This is a genomic window from Pseudomonas sp. BJa5 (genome assembly GCF_030272875.2).
Classification (GTDB): Bacteria; Pseudomonadota; Gammaproteobacteria; order Pseudomonadales; family Pseudomonadaceae; genus Aquipseudomonas.
Genome location: NZ_JALRNG020000065.1, coordinates 1 through 18,286, shown reverse-complemented (window position 1 = coordinate 18,286; position 18,286 = coordinate 1). Strand labels below are relative to the sequence as shown.

Below are 18,286 nucleotides of genomic sequence, written 5' to 3'. Positions count from 1 at the left end.
AGCGGGCTTGCCCCGCGATTGATCGCACCGCCGCATCGCGGGGCAAGCCCGCTCCCACACGCGACAGCAATTTCATTACAGCGGCGAAATCGTCCCCAGCGCCCCAATGCCGATAGCCAGCAACAGAAATCCCACCACGAAAATTGCAAGCTTGGCCATATGTACTCCGAACAGAACAAAAAAAGTGCCTCGTAGGCGCTTCATTGTCGGAGTGTCAGGGTTTTCATAACAGATGCAGGTTGCGCAGAAAAATACAGATCAGATGACAATCGCCCCGCTAGCGGGGCGATTGCATCAGTGACCCGAGGCGTACGGCTTATGCCAGGTCAAAACGGTCCAGGTTCATCACTTTGTGCCAGGCGGCGACGAAGTCCTTGACGAACTTGTCCTTGGCATCGCTGCTGGCATAGACCTCGGCCAGCGCCCGCAGCTGGGCGTGGGAACCGAATACCAGGTCGACCCGGCTACCGGTCCATTTCACTGCACCGGTCTTGCGGTCACGGCCTTCGAAGGTGTCGTTGGCGCTGGAGGTGGGTTTCCACTCCACATTCATGTCCAGCAGGTTGGCGAAGAAGTCGTTGGTCAGTTGCTCCGGACGCTGGGTAAACACGCCATGGCCACTTTGCCCGGCGTTGGCGCCCAGCACCCGCAGGCCACCGATCAGCGCGGTCATTTCCGGCGCGGTCAAGGTCAGCTGTTGCGCCTTGTCGATCAGCAAGGCTTCGGGTCTGACCCTGACCCCGGCCTTGACGAAGTTACGGAAACCGTCGGCCACAGGCTCAAGGAAGCCGAAGGACTCGACATCGGTCTGCGCTTGCGAGGCGTCGGCGCGGCCGGGCGAGAAGGGCACGGTGACGTTGTGCCCCGCGTTCTTCGCGGCCTGCTCCACACCCGCGCAACCGGCCAGCACGATCAGGTCGGCCAGGGAGATTTTCTTGCCGCCACTGTTGAAGTCGTCCTGGATGCGCTCCAGCACGCCCAGCACCTTGGCCAGTTGCGCAGGCTGGTTGGCCTCCCAGTCTTTCTGCGGCGCCAGGCGCAGGCGACCGCCGTTGGCCCCGCCGCGCTTGTCGGAACCGCGAAAGCACGAGGCGGCCGCCCAGGCGGTGGACACCAGTTGCGAAACCGTCAGGCCCGAGGCAAGCACCTTGGCCTTGAGCGCAGCGACATCGGCGTCGCCTACCAGGGCATGGTCGACCTTGGGGATCGGGTCTTGCCAGAGCAGCTCCTCGTTGGGCATTTCCGGGCCGAGGTAGCGTGACAGCGGGCCCATGTCGCGATGGATGAGCTTGTACCAGGCACGGGCGAAGGCGTCGGCCAGTTGCTCGGGGTTGTCCTTGAAGCGCCGGGCGATGGGCTCGTAGATCGGGTCCTGGCGCAGGGCCAGGTCCGAGGTGAGCATGCGCGGTTCCTGTTTTTTCGCAGGGTCGAAGGCGTGGGGAATCTTGCCGGCGCCGGCGCCATTCTTCGGTTTCCACTGCCCGGCACCGGCCGGGCTCTTGGTCAGCTCCCACTCGTAGCCGAACAGGTTCTCCAGGTACTCGTTGCTCCACTTGGTCGGGGTCGAGGTCCAGGTCACTTCCAGGCCGCTGGTGATGGCGTCGGCGCCCTTGCCGCTGCCGAACGTGCTGCGCCAGCCCAGGCCTTGCTCTTCCAGGCCCGCTGCTTCGGGTTCGGGGCCGACATTGTCGGCGGGGCCGGCGCCGTGGGTCTTGCCGAAGGCGTGGCCGCCGGCGATCAGCGCCACGGTCTCTTCATCGTTCATGGCCATGCGGCCGAAGGTGACGCGGATGTCCTGGCCGGAGGAGACCGGATCGGCATTCGCTTCGGGGCCTTCCGGGTTCACGTAGATCAGGCCCATCTGCACGGCGGCCAGCGGGTTTTCCAGATTGCGTTCGGTCGGCGGCGGGGCGTCCGCCGACTTGCCGTAGCGGGTATCGCCGCCCAGCCAGGTGGTTTCCGCGCCCCAGTAGACGTCTTCATCGGGTTCCCAGACATCGGCGCGACCGCCCGAGAAGCCGAAGGTCTTGAAGCCCATGGTTTCCAGGGCGACGTTGCCGGTGAGCACGATCAGGTCGGCCCAGGAGATGTTGCGACCGTATTTCTGCTTGATCGGCCAGAGCAGGCGCCGGGCCTTGTCCAGGCTGACGTTGTCGGGCCAGCTGTTGAGCGGGGCGAAGCGCTGCTGGCCGGAGCCGGCGCCGCCACGGCCATCACCGGTGCGATAGGTACCGGCGGCGTGCCAGGACATGCGGATGAACAGCGGGCCGTAGTGACCGAAGTCGGCCGGCCACCAGTCCTGGGAGTCGGTCATCAGCGCCCGCAGGTCTTGCTTGAGGGCGGCGAAGTCCAGGCTCTTGAACGCCTTGGCGTAGTCGAAGCCCTCGTCCATGGGGTCGGACAGGGACGAGTGCTGGTGGAGGATCTTGAGATTCAGCTGCTCGGGCCACCAATCGCGGTTGGTGGTGCCGCCGCCAGCAGCATGATTGAACGGGCATTTTGATGACTCGTTTGACATGACTGATGCACCTCTGGATGGACTCACCCCACTATCCGACCCGTTCTGCCAACCGGGTAGAGATGAGTGAAATCAATGACATAGGTTCAGGGCCAGCGGTTCGATCAACGAATCGATGATGGCCATCACGGACAACTCAGCATAGCGGCAATCTCGTTATCGGCTGGCTGGCCCACTGCGGGAAAGACGGCGGTATGCCGCATGTTTACCGCCTTTCCAGAAGCCGTCCGGCCGCTCAAGTGCAGCGATAAATATAGGCTAGACGTGGGGAAGGGCGAGGGCTAATAGAGGGAATATGGCGGGGTGATAGAGTGGCTCTGTCAGACCGCCCCAGACCTGTAGGGCAAGGGGCGATCCTGATACGTCGTCTATTTCGCCGCCGCAGCCAGGTAAGACTTTACCGCCGCAAGCCCAGGTTGACCGTCCAGGGTCTGCACCTCTGCCAGTGTCTTATCCAGCCACTCGGGATGCGCGTCCAGCCATTTCCTTGCCGCAGTGCGTGGATCTAGCCCGCCATTGAGCACGTAGTCCATCATGGTGTTTTCAGCGTCGATGGAGAACTCCAGGTTCTTCAGCAGTTGGCCGACATTGGGGCATTCATCCAGGTAGCCGCTGCGCACGTCGGTGCGCACCGATGAAGCGCCGAAGTTCTCACCGTAGTACTTGTCGCCGCCTGACAGGTACTCCAGCTCGATGTTCTTGTTCATCGGGTGCGGTGCCCAGCCCAGGAACACGATCCAGTCCGACTTCCTGATCTGCCTGTTGACCTGGGTGAGCATGCCTTTCTCGCTGGATTCGACCAGGCTCCAGCTGCCCAGGCCATAGGCATTGTCGGCGATCAGGTTCTGGATCGGCTTGTTTCCACCTGGCTCTACGCCGTAGATCTTGCCGCCAAACTTTTCCTTGTAGGTGTTGAGGTCGGCATAGCTTTTGACCCCTTGCTCATAGACATAGCGCGGCACCGCAAGGGTGAACTTGGCGCCGGTGAGGTTCAACCGCACCGTCTGGATCGACTTGTTCTCATAGTAAGGGCGGGCGGCTTCCATCAGTGCCGGATCCCAGGTCCCGAGGAATACATCGATGCTTTTGCCTTGCATCGCTTTATAGGCGATGCCGGTCGACAGGGTCATGACCTTGGGGGCATAGCCCAGCCCTTCCAGCAGAGCAGTGGTCAGGGACGTGGTGAGGGTGATATCGGTCCAGCCGACATCTGCGAACTGCGGCGCGTGGCACGCCGACGGGTCTGCGGCACTGGCAGCCCCCTGGAAAGTCATCAAAAGCACAGCACAGCCGATGGCACCGCTTTTCATTTCCGACCCCCTTGCGTTCTCTTGTTTTTCGGAGATTCCAGTGATAACTTTTTTTTCATTGAGTGTCCAATGAAAAAAAGAGGGGCCCCATGCCGAAGGTTGGAATGCAGGAAATCAGGAGAAAGCAGCTCGTCGAGGCGACGCTCACCCTCATTGGCGAGCAAGGCATGGCGGGTACCAGCATGGCCCAGGTCAGCGCCCGTTCAGGGTTGGCCAACGGCATCGTCCATCACTACTTTGCCGACAAGAATGCGTTGCTCGAAGCCACCTTGAGAACGCTCAACAAACGCATCAACGCCGAGATCTTTGCGCGTCTGCGAACCGCCACGACACCTGCCGAGCGTGTGCTCGCGTTCGTCGACGGCAACGTCAGCGCCTTGAACCTGACCCGCGACAACGTCGCCGCCTGGCTCGCGTTCTGGGCCCAGGTGCCGCAGTCGCCGCAACTGCAACGGATACAGAACGTGGTGGCACGCAGGAGCCATTCCTTGCTGTTCCATGCCCTGGCAAAAGGCATGGACAAGGCCACCGCTCATTCCAAGGCGCAGATGGTCGCGATCTTTGTCGATGGTCTATGGCTGCGGGCTGCTGTCGATTGCAGCCCGACCACCCTCGAAGACTCGCGTCGCCTGGCCTACCAGTTCCTCAACAACGTGCTTGGTTATGAGCTGGAGACGTAGAAATGACGCGCGAAGAGTATAAAAGTCATGATGCCGTGGGCCTGGTTCACTGGTTGAAGTCCGGTGGCGTTACCGCATTGGAACTGGTCAACCTGGCCGTCAGGGAAATCGAGAGCCAGGACCCGGCGCTGGGAGCGGTGGTCGCGCTGGATGTCGAAGGCGCGCAACGTGCGGCCCTGGATGTCAGGCCAGGGCCACTGGCCGGTGTCCCCCTGCTGATCAAGGACACCAACATCGATGTCGCAGGCTTTGCCACTCGCCACGGCTCGCGTCTGTACGAAGATGCCGAGCCCGCCCGGGTCGACAGTGAGTTTGTCCGGCGCCTGCGCAATGCCGGGGCGATTATCCTCGGGAAAACCAAGACGCCGGAGTTCGCCGGCGACTTCGTCACCGAGCCGCAATGGCAAGGCCCTTGTCGCAATCCCAGGAACCCCAAGTACGCCTCTGGCGGGTCGAGTGGCGGTTCGGCCAGCGCCGTGGGTGCTGGCATGGTTCCCATTGCCCATGGCACCGACTGTGGCGGCTCGATCAGGGTTCCGGCTGCGGTATGTGGGGTGGTCGGGCTGAAGCCGAGCAGGGGCCGCAACCCTGTCGGCCCTCACGTCGGTGAGTTCGTCGGTGGCCTCGATTGCGAGCATGTATTGACCCGTACCGTTCGCGATAGCGCCTTGTTGCTGGATGTGGTGGCCGGCTATGAGTCAGGCGCACCGTATGCAGCACCCCCTGCACCGGCGTCCTGGCTTGAGTGCCTGAAGCGCAGATCGCCTGCGCTCAGGATCGGCTTTGCCTGTGCCCGTCCGGACGGCTCGAGCATCGACGGCGCCATCCACAAGGCGGTCTTGAATGCTGTGGACTTCCTCAGCCGGGACGGTCATCAGTTGCGCCCGTTCAACTGGCCGGACATGACCGGAGCCGGTGCCGCGGCGGCCTTGTTCTGGCAGCTGGAAATCGAAGCCTTGATGACGCACAAGGTGCAGGCGCGCGGTTATCCGCTCTCGGCGCAGGATGTGGAGTGGATCACCTATGCGTTCTACAAATGCTCCCGCCAGAGAACGGCGCTGGATGTGCACCATGCGCGAACGGTCCAGAACAAGGTCAGCCATGACATGGCCCGCTGCTTTGCCGATATCGATGTGCTCATCACGCCGACCGTGGCGCTTGCTCCGCCGTTGATTGGCGGCTTTGTCGGCGCGGGTGAACAGCACCTGGAGGCGTGGTACAAGAATGCCTATGCGTTTTCGCCCTTCACTGAAATCTTCAACCTGACCGGTCAGCCGGCCATCAGCATTCCCGTTGGCGTCATGGAGGATGGCTTGCCGATCGGGCTGCAGATAGTAGGGAAGTTCGGCGACGAGGAAACCATTCTCCGGCTCGCCAGCGAAATCGAAAGCAGTGCGTTGGCAACGACGGCGTTTGCCAGGGCATGACCTTGCGCTGAGTGACGACAGTGCGTCCTGGTGCCCGTTATTGTTCGAAGCGACCCGTGGCGTCCCTGTCGTGCGGGTAGCGTCGGGTCAAGGCAAAGGCGGGTAGCCAGGCCTCGCGACGCACTGTCCAGCTTTCATAGGTGGGGACCAGTTGATCCGGGGCATCCAGGGCGCCCAGGTGCACCTCGACTTCGTCGGCGCTGCGGGCAAACACCGATGAGCCGCAACGAGGACAGAAGTGCCGGCCGGCGTAGTTGTGGGTTTCACCCTCGATCTTCACTGCTTCCTGGGGGAACACTGCGCAGGCATTGAACAGCGCCCCATGGTGCTTGCGGCAGTCCAGGCAATGGCACAGGCCGACCCGGTAAGGGCGACCCGAGGCTATGATGCGGACCTTGCCGCACAGGCAACCGCCGGTGAATCGGTCCATGGTGCGTCTCCTCTGCAGGGTGCAGGAAAACATAGCAGCCCGGCGACGGCGCCAGGCTGGCTGCTGATGAGCGGGGCAAACCTGGAGAGAATGCGACCGCTGCGCGGTCGATCGCAGGCTTCGCCAGCTCCCACACAGGGGCTGGGGCATGCCGAGATCCAGTGTGGGAGCCGGCAGCGCCGGCGATGGGCTTGCACGGCAGCCCTGGGATCAATCCACAATCCAACATGCGCCGGGAGTGGTGTGTCCTCTCAGCCAAACACCGCTCGTTGCCAATGTTCTTCGCTGACAATGGCAATTCCTCCACCCGCTTCGCGGATTTCCACGGCTTTCTTGATCTTCGTCCCGTAGCTGCTGTGCAGCCACTGATCATTCCCGACACTGCCTACCACAAGGAAGTTCACTTTCCTGCTCACCGAGGCACCAATCAAACCACCGCGCTCAAGCACCAGTGCCTCGCACTCCTTGCGTGGGCCGTAGGCCATGGCGCCGGTGAACAGGTAAACCCGATCCGGCCAGTCCAGCATCGGCGCGGGGTTGTTCAGTGGCAGCGTGGCCGGGGCGTTGAAGGGGCGGGCGTTGTTGGCAGGGGTACCGGTGAACTGACGAAGTATGTCGAGTAGCTCCGCCGACTCGTCGGCATCCAGAACACCGTCGCTCAGCATGTCGGCCAGGCGACGGTAGAGCAGGTTGATGACGGGGTCATCCAGATGAGCCAGATGGTGTTCTATCCAGCCGATGAGAAATTCAGCCTCCTGCTGGTTGATGGCGTTATCGGCTGTGAGGCCAGCGGCGATACCGAGCAGGGCATCCGCTGAGCGCCGGTCAATCCGCGCCTGATGGTAGAAGCGGCTGTTTTCGAATTCCTGATGCAAATCGACCATGCCTGTACGCTCCTTACTCGTCAGTCTCAGCCAACGGGTCGTAGTACTTGCTCTGTTCCGGGGTGAAGGTCACGACCATGCCGGTGCGGCTGCACACCAGTGTCCGTTCTGCCGCCGTGTCGATCTGCAGGTCTTCGCCACGCAGGCCTTGCCATTGGGCGAGGTACTTGAGCGAGCCGTATTTCTCGCGCTTTTTCAGGGTGCGTTCGACACCGCCTTTCCAGCCCAGCATGGGCAATTCGCCGGCCAGGCAGCGCTGGGCGATCTCGGGGTGCTTGAGGGCCCGTTCACGGCCAATTTCCCAGCAACGGATCAGGCCATTGTCGGGCCCTTGCCAGGTGTCGTTCCAGTTGAGGGTCGGGCGCGGCGCGAGGTGGATCGGACGGTGGACGGTCGTGCTCATACAGCCTCCCTGGCTGTGGATTATCGCTGTTATCCGTTGAATGCTACTAATTTGCCATCATTGCTGTCCAGCGTTGCTATCACGAAGCAGCGGCTACCTTGCGGAGGGTTTCCAGGCCGAAGGGCGTTAGCGGATTACTATAGCTACCCTTGTGCGAGCCGGCAGTGCCTGGAGAGGAATTGCGACCGCTGCGCGGCCGATCGCAGGCTTCGCCAGTTCCCACGGTCGGTAGGCGATTGCCGGGTATCTGTGGGAGCTGCCGCCAGGCTGCGATCGGCCGTGAAACGGCCGCAAAACCTGTCGACGCGATTCCTTCAGACCCACCGAGCTGAACCGATTGCGACTGCTGCGCAGCCGATCGCAGGCTGCGCCAGCTCCCACAAAGACAGTTGCTCCCACATTGATTGCAGGGGATCTGTGGGAGCTGCCGACAGGCTGCGATCGGGCGCGAAACGGCCAATCACAGCCTGGCGGCAGCGGCTACATTGTCAGGCAATCAAGACAGTTGCTCCCACAAAGTACGGGCATGCCCAGAGCCCTGTGGGAGCCGGCGATCAGCGTTGCGTCAGCCAGTAGTCATGCAGTGCCCGCGCCGCCGGTTCGATCGCCGCCACGCGCTGGCGATGCAGCACCACGTCCAGGTCCACCGGCAGGTCGAAGTTGTCTTGTTCGGCGCAGTCGGTGATCGCCCGCAGGCGGCTCGCCTGTGGCTCGGGCAGTTCCGGCCAGTTGCTCACCGCCACGGCACGCACATAGCCAAAGCACCATTCTTCGGCCAGGGTCAGTGGCTGGCCACGGTGGCGGGTTTGTTCGAAGCGCGCCTTGAAGGTTTCAGGGGCGCTGGCCAGCTGCACGGCCAGGGTGTTGAGGTGGCGCACACACAGGTCGATGAAACGGCGGCATTCTTCGGGTTTGCGCCAGCGTACAGGCTGGTCGCCAAACAGGGGCGGGAACCACGCGGCAATGTCCACCTGGGTCGGGCCCGAGGCCATCGCCGTGAGGTAGCCATCGAGTTCGGACAGGTTGAGGACGCTGTGATCGTCACCGTACCTGAGCAAGGTGTCTTCGATGAACTCGAACTCGCTGGCGGTGAGAGGTTGCGGGGGCATGGGGAGTTCCTTGTCCGGGTGAGCGTAAAAAAGCCGGGGAGGATGGCGCTTTTCGAGGGATTAATCCAGTCTGGCCCGGCATTGTCGTTATCGTCGTTCGCCACCGACGGGCGGTGCCCCGACGACCTGGGCGCTGCGCATTAATTTATCGATGCCTTCGTTCGTTCTTTTGGTAGCCACCGTACGCCAGTTGCGCGGCGGGCCCATTCAATCCAGGAGACAGGCAATGACATCCGTATTCGACCGCGACGACATCGTGTTCCAGGTAGTGGTCAACCACGAAGAGCAGTATTCCATCTGGCCCGACTACAAGGCCGTGCCGGCTGGCTGGCGCACCGTGGGCAAGAGCGGCCTGAAAAAGGACTGCCTGGCCTACATCGACGAGGTCTGGACCGACATGCGTCCCTTGAGCCTGCGCCAGAAGATGGCCGAAACCGCTGCGGCGCAGTGAGGGCCGGCGCGTGTCGTCACTGACCCTGCTGTGCCTGCCGTACTCCGGTGCCAGTGCCATGGTCTACAGCCGCTGGCGGCGCAAGCTGCCGGCCTGGCTGAACGTGCGTCCGGTGGAATTGCCCGGGCGCGGCGCGCGCATGGGCGAGCCGGTGCAAACCGACATGCAGGCCCTGGCCCGGCAACTGGCCAGTGAGCAGCGCCTGGCTACCAGCCAACCCTATGCCTTGCTCGGTCACAGCCTGGGGGCCTTGCTGGCGTTCGAGCTGGCCCACGAACTGCAAGCCCTGGGCTGTCGAGCGCCGCTGGCCTTGTTCGCCTGCGGCACCGCGGCGCCCACCCGCCGCGAAGACTATGACGGCGGCAATTGGCGCGAGCCGAAAAGCGATGCGGTGCTGATCGAGGAGCTGCGCAAGCTGCAGGGCACCCCGGAAGAGGTGCTGGCCAACCAGGAACTGATGAGCCTGACCCTGCCGGTGCTGCGCGCCGATTTTCTGCTTTGTGGCCGTTACGTTTATCGTCAGCGTCCGCCGCTGCGCTGTCCGTTGCATGTCCTGGGCGGCGAGGATGACCGGGCCAGCGAGGAACAACTGCTGGCCTGGCGCCGGGAGACACTGGGCGACTTTTCCCTGGAGGTGTTCCCGGGCGGTCACTTCTTCATCCATGAGCATGAAGACCAGGTGCTGGGCGTGCTCAGTGCCACGCTCGAGCCTCATCGGCTGTCGGCCTAGCGATTGACGCGGCGCCCTGTCGTGGGCGAGCCTTGGCGGCTCACTCCACGACACAGGTGCAAGGGATGTTGATCAAGCCGAACCAGGCCAGCTTGCTGGTCATCGACGTGCAGGAAAAACTCATCGGTGCGGTCAGCGACCCGGCCGGGACCCTGGCCCGCACCCGCTGGCTGCTGGCGGCCACCCACACCCTGGGCCTGCCCACGGTGTTCTCCGAGCAGTACCCCAAAGGCCTGGGCCCGACCGTGGCCGCGCTCAAGGAAGCCTCGCCCGGAGCCCTGGTGGTGGAGAAGCTGCACTTCTCCTGCGTGGCGGCCGAGTGCCTGCCGGCGTCCTTGCTGGCCCGCGAGCAGGTGATCGTCTGCGGCATGGAAACCCATATCTGCGTACTGCAAACCGTGCTCGGCCTGCGCGAACTGGGCAAGCAGGTGTTCGTGGTCGAGGACGCCTGCGACTGCCGCGGTGCCCACAACCGTGATGCCGCCATCGCCCGCATGCGCGACGCCGGGGCGCAGATCGTCACCCGCGAGATGGTCGTGTTCGAGCTGATGGGCAGCAGTGCCCATGAGCAGTTCCGGCACATCAGCAAGACCTACATGGTCGGCGAGCAGCCCTGAGCCACGCACACGCCGGATTGCAGACAGGCCCTGGCCTCGCTACTGTGCAGCTGTTGCAGTTCGAGGCGAGGGAGAGGCATGCACGTTCGAAGTCTGGTGTTGGCCGCTGCCGTGTTGCTGACGGTGCAGGGTTGCGTCACCCAGCGCGAAGCAGCTGAAGGCGATCCGGCCAAGGTACGCGCGCAGATCCAGCGCTTGCTGCCGGCGTCTACCAAGGACCGCGAAGGCTGGGCCCGGGATATCCAGACTGCCTTCACTACCCAGAAGATTGTCGCCAGTCGCTCCAATCTGTGTGCGGTGCTGGCCGTGACCGAACAGGAGTCGACCTTCCAGGCCGACCCGCAAGTGCCGGGCCTGGGCCGCATCGCCCGCCAGGAAATCGACCGCCGCGCCGCCAGCCTGCATATCCCGCAGTTGCTGGTCAACGCCGCCTTGCAGACCCGCTCACCGAACGGCAAGACCTACAGCGAGCGCCTCGACGCGGTGCGCAGCGAGAAACAGCTCAGCGCGATTTTCGATGACCTGATCGGCACTGTGCCCATGGGCCGCACCTTGCTCGGCGATCTCAACCCGGTGCGCACCGGCGGGCCGATGCAGGTCAGCATCGACTTCGCCGAACGCAATGCCCGCGACTACCCCTATAAACACAACGGCACCATTCGCCAGGAAGTGTTCAGCCGCCGTGGCGGGATGTACTTCGGCATCGCCCACCTGTTGGGCTATCCCAGCCACTACGATCGCCAGCTGTATCGCTTCGCCGACTTCAACGCCGGTTGGTACGCCAGTCGCAATGCTGCCTTCCAGAGTGCCCTGAGTCGCGCCAGCGGGGTAACCCTGGCGCTTGACGGCGACCTGATCGCCCCCGGCGCGATCATGCCGGGCAGCACCGAGAAGGCCGCGCGGCGCCTGGGCGAGCAGCTCGACCTGCGCAACCCGAGCATTCGCAACCAGCTGGAGAAGGGCGATAGCCTGGACTTCGAAGAGACCCGCCTGTACAGCGGCGTCTATGCCCTGGCCGAGGGCAAGGTCGGCAAGCCGTTGCCCCGGGCGCAGTTGCCGGGCATCGAACTGAAAAGCCCGAAGATCACCCGCAAGCTGACCACGGGCTGGTTTGCCAAGCGGGTGGATGAGCGTTATCAGCGCTGCATGAAGCGTTGATCAACCAGTGGGATACCTGTCCCGGGGAGAGCAGTGGCCTTCGGTGGGAGCGGGCTTGCCCCGCGATTGTGTGCTGACAGCCACACCGCTTCGCGGGGCAAGCCCGCTCCCACAGCCGACCGCTGCCGTTTCAGGTGTTGTCTGCCAGCAACGCCCCCACCAACTGCTCGACACTGGCCTTGAGCCCGGCCAGGGTGTCCTGCGGATCGGTGTCGATCACCACCAGCCTGGCACCGGACGCCGCGACCACCTCCGCCACCGCCTTGCCCGGCTGCTTGTGGTGCAGCACCAGCGCCACGTCCTGTGCCTTGAGCTCATCGCCCAGGCGCTTGAGCGCCGCGGCATCCCACTGATCGTCGGTAACACGTGGGTGGTCGATCAGGTCCAGGTTCAAGCCGCTGACCAGGTAGTCCAGACGCTCCGAGAGGTTGACCACGCTGAGGTTGTCGGCCTGGGCCAGACGGCTTTCGCTGCCGGCGCTGAGCTCCAGCAACTGGCGCTTGAAGGTGGCCAGGTTGGCCTGGATCTGCGCCTGGTCGGCCGGGCTCAGCCGCCCCAGGTCGTTGGCCAGCACGTCGGCCATGCGCCCCAGGTTGTTCGGGTTGAGCCACGGGTAGGCGGCAAAGGCGTTGCCACCTTGCACGGCAATACCCGGCAGGGCGCCATCCACCGGCCGCGCGGCGTCGATTTCGACGATGCGGATGTTGCTGCGCCGGGCCGCCGGGTACAGCGGGTCGTCGCTCCAGATCGAGCGCAGGGCGATCACCGCATCGGCCTGGCTGGCCGCTTTCTGCAGGCTGGCGGCACCGCGACCGCTGAAGTAGGAGGGCTGGCGCGAGGCTGGAATATTCGCCGGCGCTGCGCGTTGCAGGGTGATCGCGGTGCCGTCGAGCAGGGCGCTGGCCAGGGCGTGGGTTACCGGCAGCGAAGCCAGGACGCTGACCGCTGCCGCGTGTTGCCCGGCAGCCGAGTTGGTGTCCTGGGCCTGGCCCAGGGTGGCCAGGCCGGCCAGGGCCAGGGCCAGGCACAGGTGCTGGAACTTGAAGGTCATGCCGGGTTTCCTTGCAGGCGTGGAACGAGGCCGCGGGCGAGGGCGGCGAGGGCAAAAAAGCCGCCGGCGACGAGGATGATCGCCGCGCCCGAGGGCACCGGCAGGTCGAAGACGATCGGCAGCAGGATGCCGACCAGGGTGCTCAGGGTGGCGATCAGCACCGAGGCCCAGAAAAAGCCCTTGAGCGACTGGCTGAGCAGCCGCGCCGCTGCCGCCGGAATCACCAGCAGGGCGCCGACCAGGATCGCGCCGATGACCTTAACCGCCGCCACGGTGACCAGGGTCACCAGTACCACGAAGAGGTAGTCCAGGCTCTTTACCGCCACTCCGCGCACCGCTGCCAGCTGCGGGTTGAAGCTGGCCAGCATGATGCGGTTGTACAGCGGCAGGGCCAGGGCCAGCACCAGGCTGCCGACGACGCCGAGCACCAGCAGGTCCTGGGCGTTGACGGTGAGCACCGAGCCGAACAGCACGTTCTCGAGGATGTGCACGTTGATCTTGCCGGCCAGCATCAGCAGCAGGCTGGCACCCAGGGCCAGCGACACCGAGAGGAACACACCGATCAGGGTGTCGGGCGAAAGCCCGGTGCGGTTGCGCAGGAAGTTGAGCAGGATGCCGAACAGCAGACAGTAGCCGAACAGGCTGCCGTAGGGGCCGGTGTAGGGTTCGCCGAGCAGGATGCCGATGGCCACCCCGGTCAGTGCCGCGTGGCCGACCGCTTCGGAGAAGAAGGCAAAGCGCTTGACCACCACCAGGGTGCCGAGTCCGCCCAGCACCGGGCCGATCATCAGGCCGGCGAGCAGGGCGTTGATGACAAAGCCGTAGGCCAGGGCCTCGGGCAGGTAGCCGGCGCTGGCCCAGCCCTGGATCAGCAGGCGCAATTCTTCGTAGTTCATCAGCGGCTGCCCTCGCTGCGCGGGTGGATGGAGAACAGGCTGAGCAGGCGTTCCGGCGTCAGCGCCTGCCTGGGCGGCGCATCGAACAGCACCCGCCGGCTCAGGCCCGTGACCTGGTCGGCCAGGCGGGTCACCGCCTGCAGGTCGTGCTCGATCCACAGCACCGTGGTACCGGCGGCGCGCCAGTCCAGCAGCAGGCGTTCGAACACCTGGATACCGGCTTCGTCCAGCGCCGACATCGGTTCGTCCAGCACCAGCAGTTGCGGTGGCGGAATCAGCCCCTGGGCCAGCAACACGCGCTGGCGCTCGCCGCCGGAGAGCGCGCCCATGCGCCGCTTGCGCTTGTCGAGCATGCCGACCCGCGCCAGGGCCGCGTCGATGGCCGGCGCCACCCGGCGTGACAGGCCGAGGAAGGCCGGCCGGCGCTGGCACATGGCAGCCATGAAATCATCCACGGTCATCGGCAGGCCACGGTCGAATTCCAGGGCCTGGGGCACGTAGCCGATCACCTGTTGCGCGCCCGGCCAGGTCAGGGTCAACTGGCCCTGGTGCGGCATCTGCCCCAGCAGGGTCTTGATCAGCGAGCTCTTGCCGCCGCCGTTGGGGCCGACCAGCGCATGTACGCTGCCGGCGGCGACCTTGAAGCTGACCTGGTCGAGAATCGGCGTGCGCCCCAGGGTCAGGTCGATGCCGGCAAACTCGATGGCCGGCCCGCAGGGCAGGCTGACAACGGATTCGGCAGCGGTCATGCCTTGGACTCCTTGATCGCCTTGACCACGGTGTCGAGGTTGCGCTTCATCTCCACCTCGTACTTCTCCTTGCTGTAGTCGCCGTAGGAGATATGCGTGAGCGGGTAGATCTTCACTCCGGACTCGCGCTGGATGGTCTCGACGTAGGCCGAAGGGAAGTCCATTTCCGAGAAGATCACCTTCACGTCCAGCGCCTTGAGCTGATCGATAGTCTTCTTCAACTGGCTCGGACTGGGCTCGATACCGTGGGCCGGTTCCACCACGGCGGTGACCTCCAGGCCGAACTCGCGCACCAGATAGTCGTAGGCGGCGTGGATGGTCGCCACGCGAAACTCGGCGCCCGGCGCTTCGCTGACCTGGGCCAGGGCCTCGGCGCGCAGCATGCGCAGGCGCTTGGCGTAGGCGCGGGCGTTCTGGCTGTAGTACCTGGCGTTGTCCGGGTCGAGCTTGCCCAGCTCGCGGGCGATGTTGTTGACCTGGGCGATGCTGGCGCTGATCGACAGGAAGGTGTGCGGGTTGACCACCTTGCCGGCGCCCCGGGCCGCGACCCCTGTGGCCGCCAGCAGCGGCACGTTGCTGTTGGATTCGATCACGGTGATCTGCGGCTTTTCGCTGGCGGCGATCATGCGGTCGGCGAAGTCGTCATGGCCGATGCCGTTGAGCACCACCACATCGAGGCTGCCGATGCGCTTGATGTCTTCGGCCCGTGGCTCGTAGGCATGGGGGTTGAAACCGGCGGGAATCAGCGGCACCACCTCGGCCTTGTCGCCGACGATATTGCTCACGTAGCTGTAGTACGGATGCAGGGTGATGCCGATGCGCAGCGGCTTGCCGTTGCTGTCGGCCAGGGCCGCGGCGGGCAGGGCCAGGGCGATGAACACACTCAAAAGGCGGCGGGCGAGGGCAAAGCGAAGCATGGGGCGTCCTTGTATCAGTGGCGATGCTGGCGGGTGACGCCGGCGTCGTATTGAACGGCAATCTGCTGCCAGCCAGCGGCGATCAGGGCGTCGCGGCTCAGTTCGGCGGGCACGCGGGCATCCGCCTTGCGCTGCAGCCAGACATCGGCCACGCCGTCGGGGCTTGCGGGTAGCAGCAGGAGAAAGCTGCCGGCCACTTTCGGGGCCTGGCTGCGGCCCAGGTAGGCCTGCTCGCCCAGCCGTTGCCACTGGTGCTCGCCACGGCTGGCGCTGCTGGCGTCCCGGGTGAAGGGCGGAAAGCCTTCTTCGGCCAGCACCGTCACCTCGACCGGCGCTGGGTCTTCCTCGTGGCGCAGCTGGATCTCGTCGACAGCCACCCGCAGGTCGGCATACACCCCTTGCTCGGCGGCGTTCAGGTCGCGGCGGGCATCGAGCTGGTGGGCCTCGATGCGCACTTCGTCATGGTCTTCGCCGCGCAGGGCGACGATGCCGCCCGCTACTGCGAGGATGAGCAGGCTGACCAGCAGCACATAGAGAGTTTCATGCCCGGCGCCGGCCGGGCGCACCACCTGGACCCGGCTCATGGTTCACCGATGTCGGCGTGGTCGATCTCGACGATGTGACCGGGGCCGGCATCGAACAGCACGTAGAACTCGCCCGCCGGACGCTTGAAGGTCAGCTTCGAATTCTCGCCCAGCTTGCCGGGCACCAGGATTTCCTCGTTGTAGCCGATCACATCGAGGGTCACCCCCGGCGCGCCGCTGCCATCGGAAAAGCCGCCGGTGCATTCGATCTGCTCGCCGTCCACGGGCTTGCATTCGCACATCGGGTTATGGGCCAGGGCCGGGCCGGCGGCACCGAGCAACAGCAGGGGCAGGAGCAGCCTGCGGGCAGTCAACGTCATTACTTGCCTCCTTGTTTGTTCAGCCAGGCGACGGTGGCCGGCGAAGCCTTGGCCAGCGGCACGGCGGCCTGGTGCAGGCTGCCGTCCCAGCCTTCGAGGGTGATCCAGATCTCGGCGTCGGCGCGGGTCTTGGCCGGGATCGGCAGGTTGGTGCCCATGCGATAGGGCGGGCCGAAGAAAATGGTGCCGGCGGCGCGCAGGCTGCGCGGCTTGCCGATGCGCAGGTAGGCGGCCTTGACCTCGCGGATGCAGGCCTGGCACAGGGCGGCGTTGAAGGCCTTGAAGTAACCGGCCGGGCCGTCGGCGCGCGGCGCGTCCTCGCGCAGCTCGGCCAGGCGCAGGCTCCAGGGGCCTACCTGGATGTCGCCGATTTCCCGCTCGCCCAGGCCGCTGTCACCGCGAAACAGCGCGGCGTCGGCAAAGTACTTGGGCATGAAGCCCAGGGGGATCAACAGCAAGAGGATGTTCAAGTGGAAGCGCCACTTGAGCCAGAACTGTTTCAGCGGGGTAACGGGTGCGGCGGCTGCTTTGCTCACAGGCTGGCCTCCGTGGCGGTGTCGGTGGCGGCAGGGATGCCCTTGCGCGGTGCGCGCTCGCTGCGCTTGAGCGCGGCGGCGGTGGCCTGGGCGGTACGTTTGGTCCAGATCAGCAGGCCGCTCAAGACCATCATCGACAGCACCAGGCCGAAGAAGGCCCAGATCAGCTTGATCGCCAGGCCGCCGAAGTCGCCGGTGTGCAGCGGGCGCATGGACTCGGTGACGAACTCCAGGGGCGAGCGGTCCTGGATCAGGAACTGCGCCTCGATCTTGCTGTTGTACGGGTTGACGTTGACCGTCTGGAACATCAGCGGATACCAGCCGCGGCCGCCCAGGTACAGGTGGGCATAGGCGTTGCCGGGCATCACCAGGAAGCTCACCTCCAGCCCCGGGATCTGCTCGCTGGCGATGCGAATGGCTTCATCGACGCTGATGCGCGGTGCCGGCGCGCCGGAGTCGGTGCGCGGCACGTCTTCACGGGCGATCACCGGCACCACAGGCTCGGTGGAAATAGTGATGTGGTTGTCGGCCAGGGTCGCCTGGATCAGGAACCAGGTGCCGGTGATGGAAATCACCGCGATGAACCAGATCGACCAGATCCCGCTCAGGCGGTGGAAGTCGCCCCAGAAGATCCGTGCGCCGTGGTTGAAGCGCAAGGTCGGCTTGAAGAAGCCTTTCCAGAAGCGCTTGTAGACCACAAGGCCGGTGACCAGCGAGGCCAGCAGCGGCAGGCCGAGCAGCGACACCAGGTACCAGCCCCAGCTGTAGCCGTTAGTGAAGGGCACCAGCCACCAGCCGTGCAGGGCGCGGGTGAAGGCCTCGAAGTTGAAATCCGGCATGCGCCCCTGGATCGCCCCGGTGTAGGGGTTGACGTAGAGCGTCGGCGCGCTGCCGTCGGCGAAGGTCACCGAGGCGGTGAGGGCGAAGTGCGAACCGTCCGGCTGGCTGAGGAAGTTCACCGCCATGTCCGGTTCGGCCTTGCGCAAGGCGTCGAGCACTTGCTGGTAGCTCAGGCGCTGGGCCTCGTCACTCGGTTTGCTGGCGCGCACGTCGGGGTTGGCCAGCCAGACGATCTCCTGGCTGACCACCGCCAGGGTGCCGGTGACGCACACGATCAGGACGAAGAACCAGATCGGCAGGGCAAGCCAACTGTGGACCAGGAACCAGATTTTCGAGCGTGACTTTTTCGACATGAGCCTGTCTTTTGTGGGTGGGCGGTTGGCAGCCCCACCGGGTCGGCAAGCTACTCGTCTCTAGTAAGGACGGATGAGCAGGGCAAAACCCGCGCTTTTACTTGAAAGAGAATGTTTCTAATTTTTACAAAGGTCATTCTGCCCATGGCACCCCGGTTAATTTGGTTCTTCACGGAATTCCGGGGCGATGATCCTTGGCTTGGCTTGGCTTGGGATGTTGAGGCTGCGAGCTTATCCATTCCATGCGGCGATGCTGCCGGCCCCTTCCGCCTTTACGGCGGCCTACTTTTCTCTTGGGAAAAGTAGGCAAAACCGCTTGCTCC

The 18,286-nt window shown here is 64.5% G+C and carries 20 protein-coding genes; 6 read left to right on the top strand and 14 right to left on the bottom strand.

The window, feature by feature from the left end; translation table 11 throughout:
• Positions 1 to 316 precede the first annotated feature (316 nt).
• Together katG and choX are read right to left on the bottom strand one after the other, a co-directional pair.
• On the bottom strand, positions 317 to 2,518 hold the full coding sequence (katG, locus tag M2D63_RS24835) for a catalase/peroxidase HPI (protein WP_285865750.1): 2,202 nt from the start codon (positions 2,516 to 2,518) through the stop codon (positions 317 to 319).
• A 368-nt stretch (positions 2,519 to 2,886) separates the two neighbouring features.
• A complete protein-coding gene (gene choX / locus M2D63_RS24830) occupies positions 2,887 to 3,828 on the bottom strand; it encodes a choline ABC transporter substrate-binding protein (RefSeq protein ID WP_285865749.1) in 942 nt (313 codons plus the stop codon).
• A gap of 89 nt (positions 3,829 to 3,917) precedes the next feature.
• Here choX and betI point away from each other — a divergent pair, with 89 nt between their 5' ends.
• On the top strand, positions 3,918 to 4,508 hold the full coding sequence (gene betI / locus M2D63_RS24825) for a transcriptional regulator BetI (protein ID WP_285865748.1): 591 nt from the start codon (positions 3,918 to 3,920) through the stop codon (positions 4,506 to 4,508).
• Between the two features lie 2 nt (positions 4,509 to 4,510).
• Positions 4,511 to 5,935, top strand: coding sequence for an amidase (locus M2D63_RS24820; RefSeq protein WP_285865747.1), 1,425 nt, complete (start codon positions 4,511 to 4,513; stop codon positions 5,933 to 5,935).
• A 37-nt stretch (positions 5,936 to 5,972) separates the two neighbouring features.
• On the opposite strand, the gene M2D63_RS24815 is transcribed toward M2D63_RS24820, so the two are convergent.
• The 4 genes from M2D63_RS24815 to M2D63_RS24800 all read right to left on the bottom strand — a co-directional run bounded on the left by M2D63_RS24815 (position 5,973) and on the right by M2D63_RS24800 (position 8,761).
• Positions 5,973 to 6,365, bottom strand: coding sequence for a GFA family protein (locus tag M2D63_RS24815; RefSeq protein ID WP_285865746.1), 393 nt, complete (start codon positions 6,363 to 6,365; stop codon positions 5,973 to 5,975).
• 251 nt (positions 6,366 to 6,616) lie between these two features.
• Positions 6,617 to 7,249, bottom strand: a complete 633-nt coding sequence (locus tag M2D63_RS24810) for a BRCT domain-containing protein (protein ID WP_285865745.1) — start codon at positions 7,247 to 7,249, stop codon at positions 6,617 to 6,619.
• 13 nt (positions 7,250 to 7,262) lie between these two features.
• Positions 7,263 to 7,652, bottom strand: a complete 390-nt coding sequence (locus M2D63_RS24805) for a hypothetical protein (RefSeq protein WP_285865744.1) — start codon at positions 7,650 to 7,652, stop codon at positions 7,263 to 7,265.
• A gap of 554 nt (positions 7,653 to 8,206) precedes the next feature.
• On the bottom strand, positions 8,207 to 8,761 hold the full coding sequence (locus tag M2D63_RS24800; protein WP_285865743.1) for a UPF0149 family protein: 555 nt from the start codon (positions 8,759 to 8,761) through the stop codon (positions 8,207 to 8,209).
• A 226-nt stretch (positions 8,762 to 8,987) separates the two neighbouring features.
• Between M2D63_RS24800 and M2D63_RS24795 the strand changes: the two genes are divergently transcribed.
• From M2D63_RS24795 to M2D63_RS24780, 4 genes are all read left to right on the top strand, one after another.
• Positions 8,988 to 9,212 (top strand): MbtH family protein, encoded by a 225-nt coding sequence (locus M2D63_RS24795; protein WP_285865742.1) that lies wholly within the window; start codon positions 8,988 to 8,990, stop codon positions 9,210 to 9,212.
• 10 nt (positions 9,213 to 9,222) lie between these two features.
• The gene (locus M2D63_RS24790) at positions 9,223 to 9,942 is read left to right on the top strand and encodes a thioesterase II family protein (protein WP_285865741.1); all 720 of its coding nucleotides are present in this window, start codon (positions 9,223 to 9,225) and stop codon (positions 9,940 to 9,942) included.
• A 65-nt stretch (positions 9,943 to 10,007) separates the two neighbouring features.
• Entirely contained in the window at positions 10,008 to 10,559 is a 552-nt protein-coding gene (locus M2D63_RS24785; RefSeq protein WP_285865740.1) for a hydrolase, read from the top strand.
• A gap of 78 nt (positions 10,560 to 10,637) precedes the next feature.
• A complete protein-coding gene (locus tag M2D63_RS24780) occupies positions 10,638 to 11,717 on the top strand; it encodes a DUF1615 domain-containing protein (RefSeq protein ID WP_285865739.1) in 1,080 nt (359 codons plus the stop codon).
• A 130-nt stretch (positions 11,718 to 11,847) separates the two neighbouring features.
• Here the strand turns inward: M2D63_RS24780 and M2D63_RS24775 are convergent, their stop codons facing one another.
• The 8 genes from M2D63_RS24775 to M2D63_RS24740 are packed head-to-tail and all read right to left on the bottom strand — an operon-like array spanning position 11,848 to position 17,963.
• A complete protein-coding gene (locus M2D63_RS24775) occupies positions 11,848 to 12,768 on the bottom strand; it encodes a metal ABC transporter solute-binding protein, Zn/Mn family (RefSeq protein WP_285865738.1) in 921 nt (306 codons plus the stop codon).
• The gene (locus tag M2D63_RS24770) at positions 12,765 to 13,664 is read right to left on the bottom strand and encodes a metal ABC transporter permease (RefSeq protein ID WP_285865737.1); all 900 of its coding nucleotides are present in this window, start codon (positions 13,662 to 13,664) and stop codon (positions 12,765 to 12,767) included. Before M2D63_RS24770 ends, M2D63_RS24775 begins: the two co-directional genes overlap by 4 nt.
• Positions 13,664 to 14,413 carry a metal ABC transporter ATP-binding protein gene (locus M2D63_RS24765; RefSeq protein ID WP_285865736.1) on the bottom strand — a complete coding sequence of 250 codons (750 nt, stop codon included), beginning with the start codon at positions 14,411 to 14,413 and terminating at the stop codon, positions 13,664 to 13,666. Before M2D63_RS24765 ends, M2D63_RS24770 begins: the two co-directional genes overlap by 1 nt.
• Positions 14,410 to 15,330, bottom strand: a complete 921-nt coding sequence (locus M2D63_RS24760) for a metal ABC transporter substrate-binding protein (protein ID WP_285865735.1) — start codon at positions 15,328 to 15,330, stop codon at positions 14,410 to 14,412. Before M2D63_RS24760 ends, M2D63_RS24765 begins: the two co-directional genes overlap by 4 nt.
• A 14-nt stretch (positions 15,331 to 15,344) precedes the next feature.
• Positions 15,345 to 15,914 carry a DUF6162 family protein gene (locus M2D63_RS24755; protein ID WP_285865734.1) on the bottom strand — a complete coding sequence of 190 codons (570 nt, stop codon included), beginning with the start codon at positions 15,912 to 15,914 and terminating at the stop codon, positions 15,345 to 15,347.
• Complete coding sequence (locus M2D63_RS24750) at positions 15,911 to 16,234, bottom strand: hypothetical protein (RefSeq protein ID WP_285865733.1); 324 nt, start codon at positions 16,232 to 16,234, stop codon at positions 15,911 to 15,913. Before M2D63_RS24750 ends, M2D63_RS24755 begins: the two co-directional genes overlap by 4 nt.
• Positions 16,234 to 16,770 (bottom strand): thiamine pyrophosphate-binding protein, encoded by a 537-nt coding sequence (locus M2D63_RS24745; protein WP_285865732.1) that lies wholly within the window; start codon positions 16,768 to 16,770, stop codon positions 16,234 to 16,236. Before M2D63_RS24745 ends, M2D63_RS24750 begins: the two co-directional genes overlap by 1 nt.
• Positions 16,767 to 17,963 (bottom strand): PepSY domain-containing protein, encoded by a 1,197-nt coding sequence (locus M2D63_RS24740; protein ID WP_285865731.1) that lies wholly within the window; start codon positions 17,961 to 17,963, stop codon positions 16,767 to 16,769. Before M2D63_RS24740 ends, M2D63_RS24745 begins: the two co-directional genes overlap by 4 nt.
• Between the last annotated feature and the right edge of the window lie 323 nt (positions 17,964 to 18,286).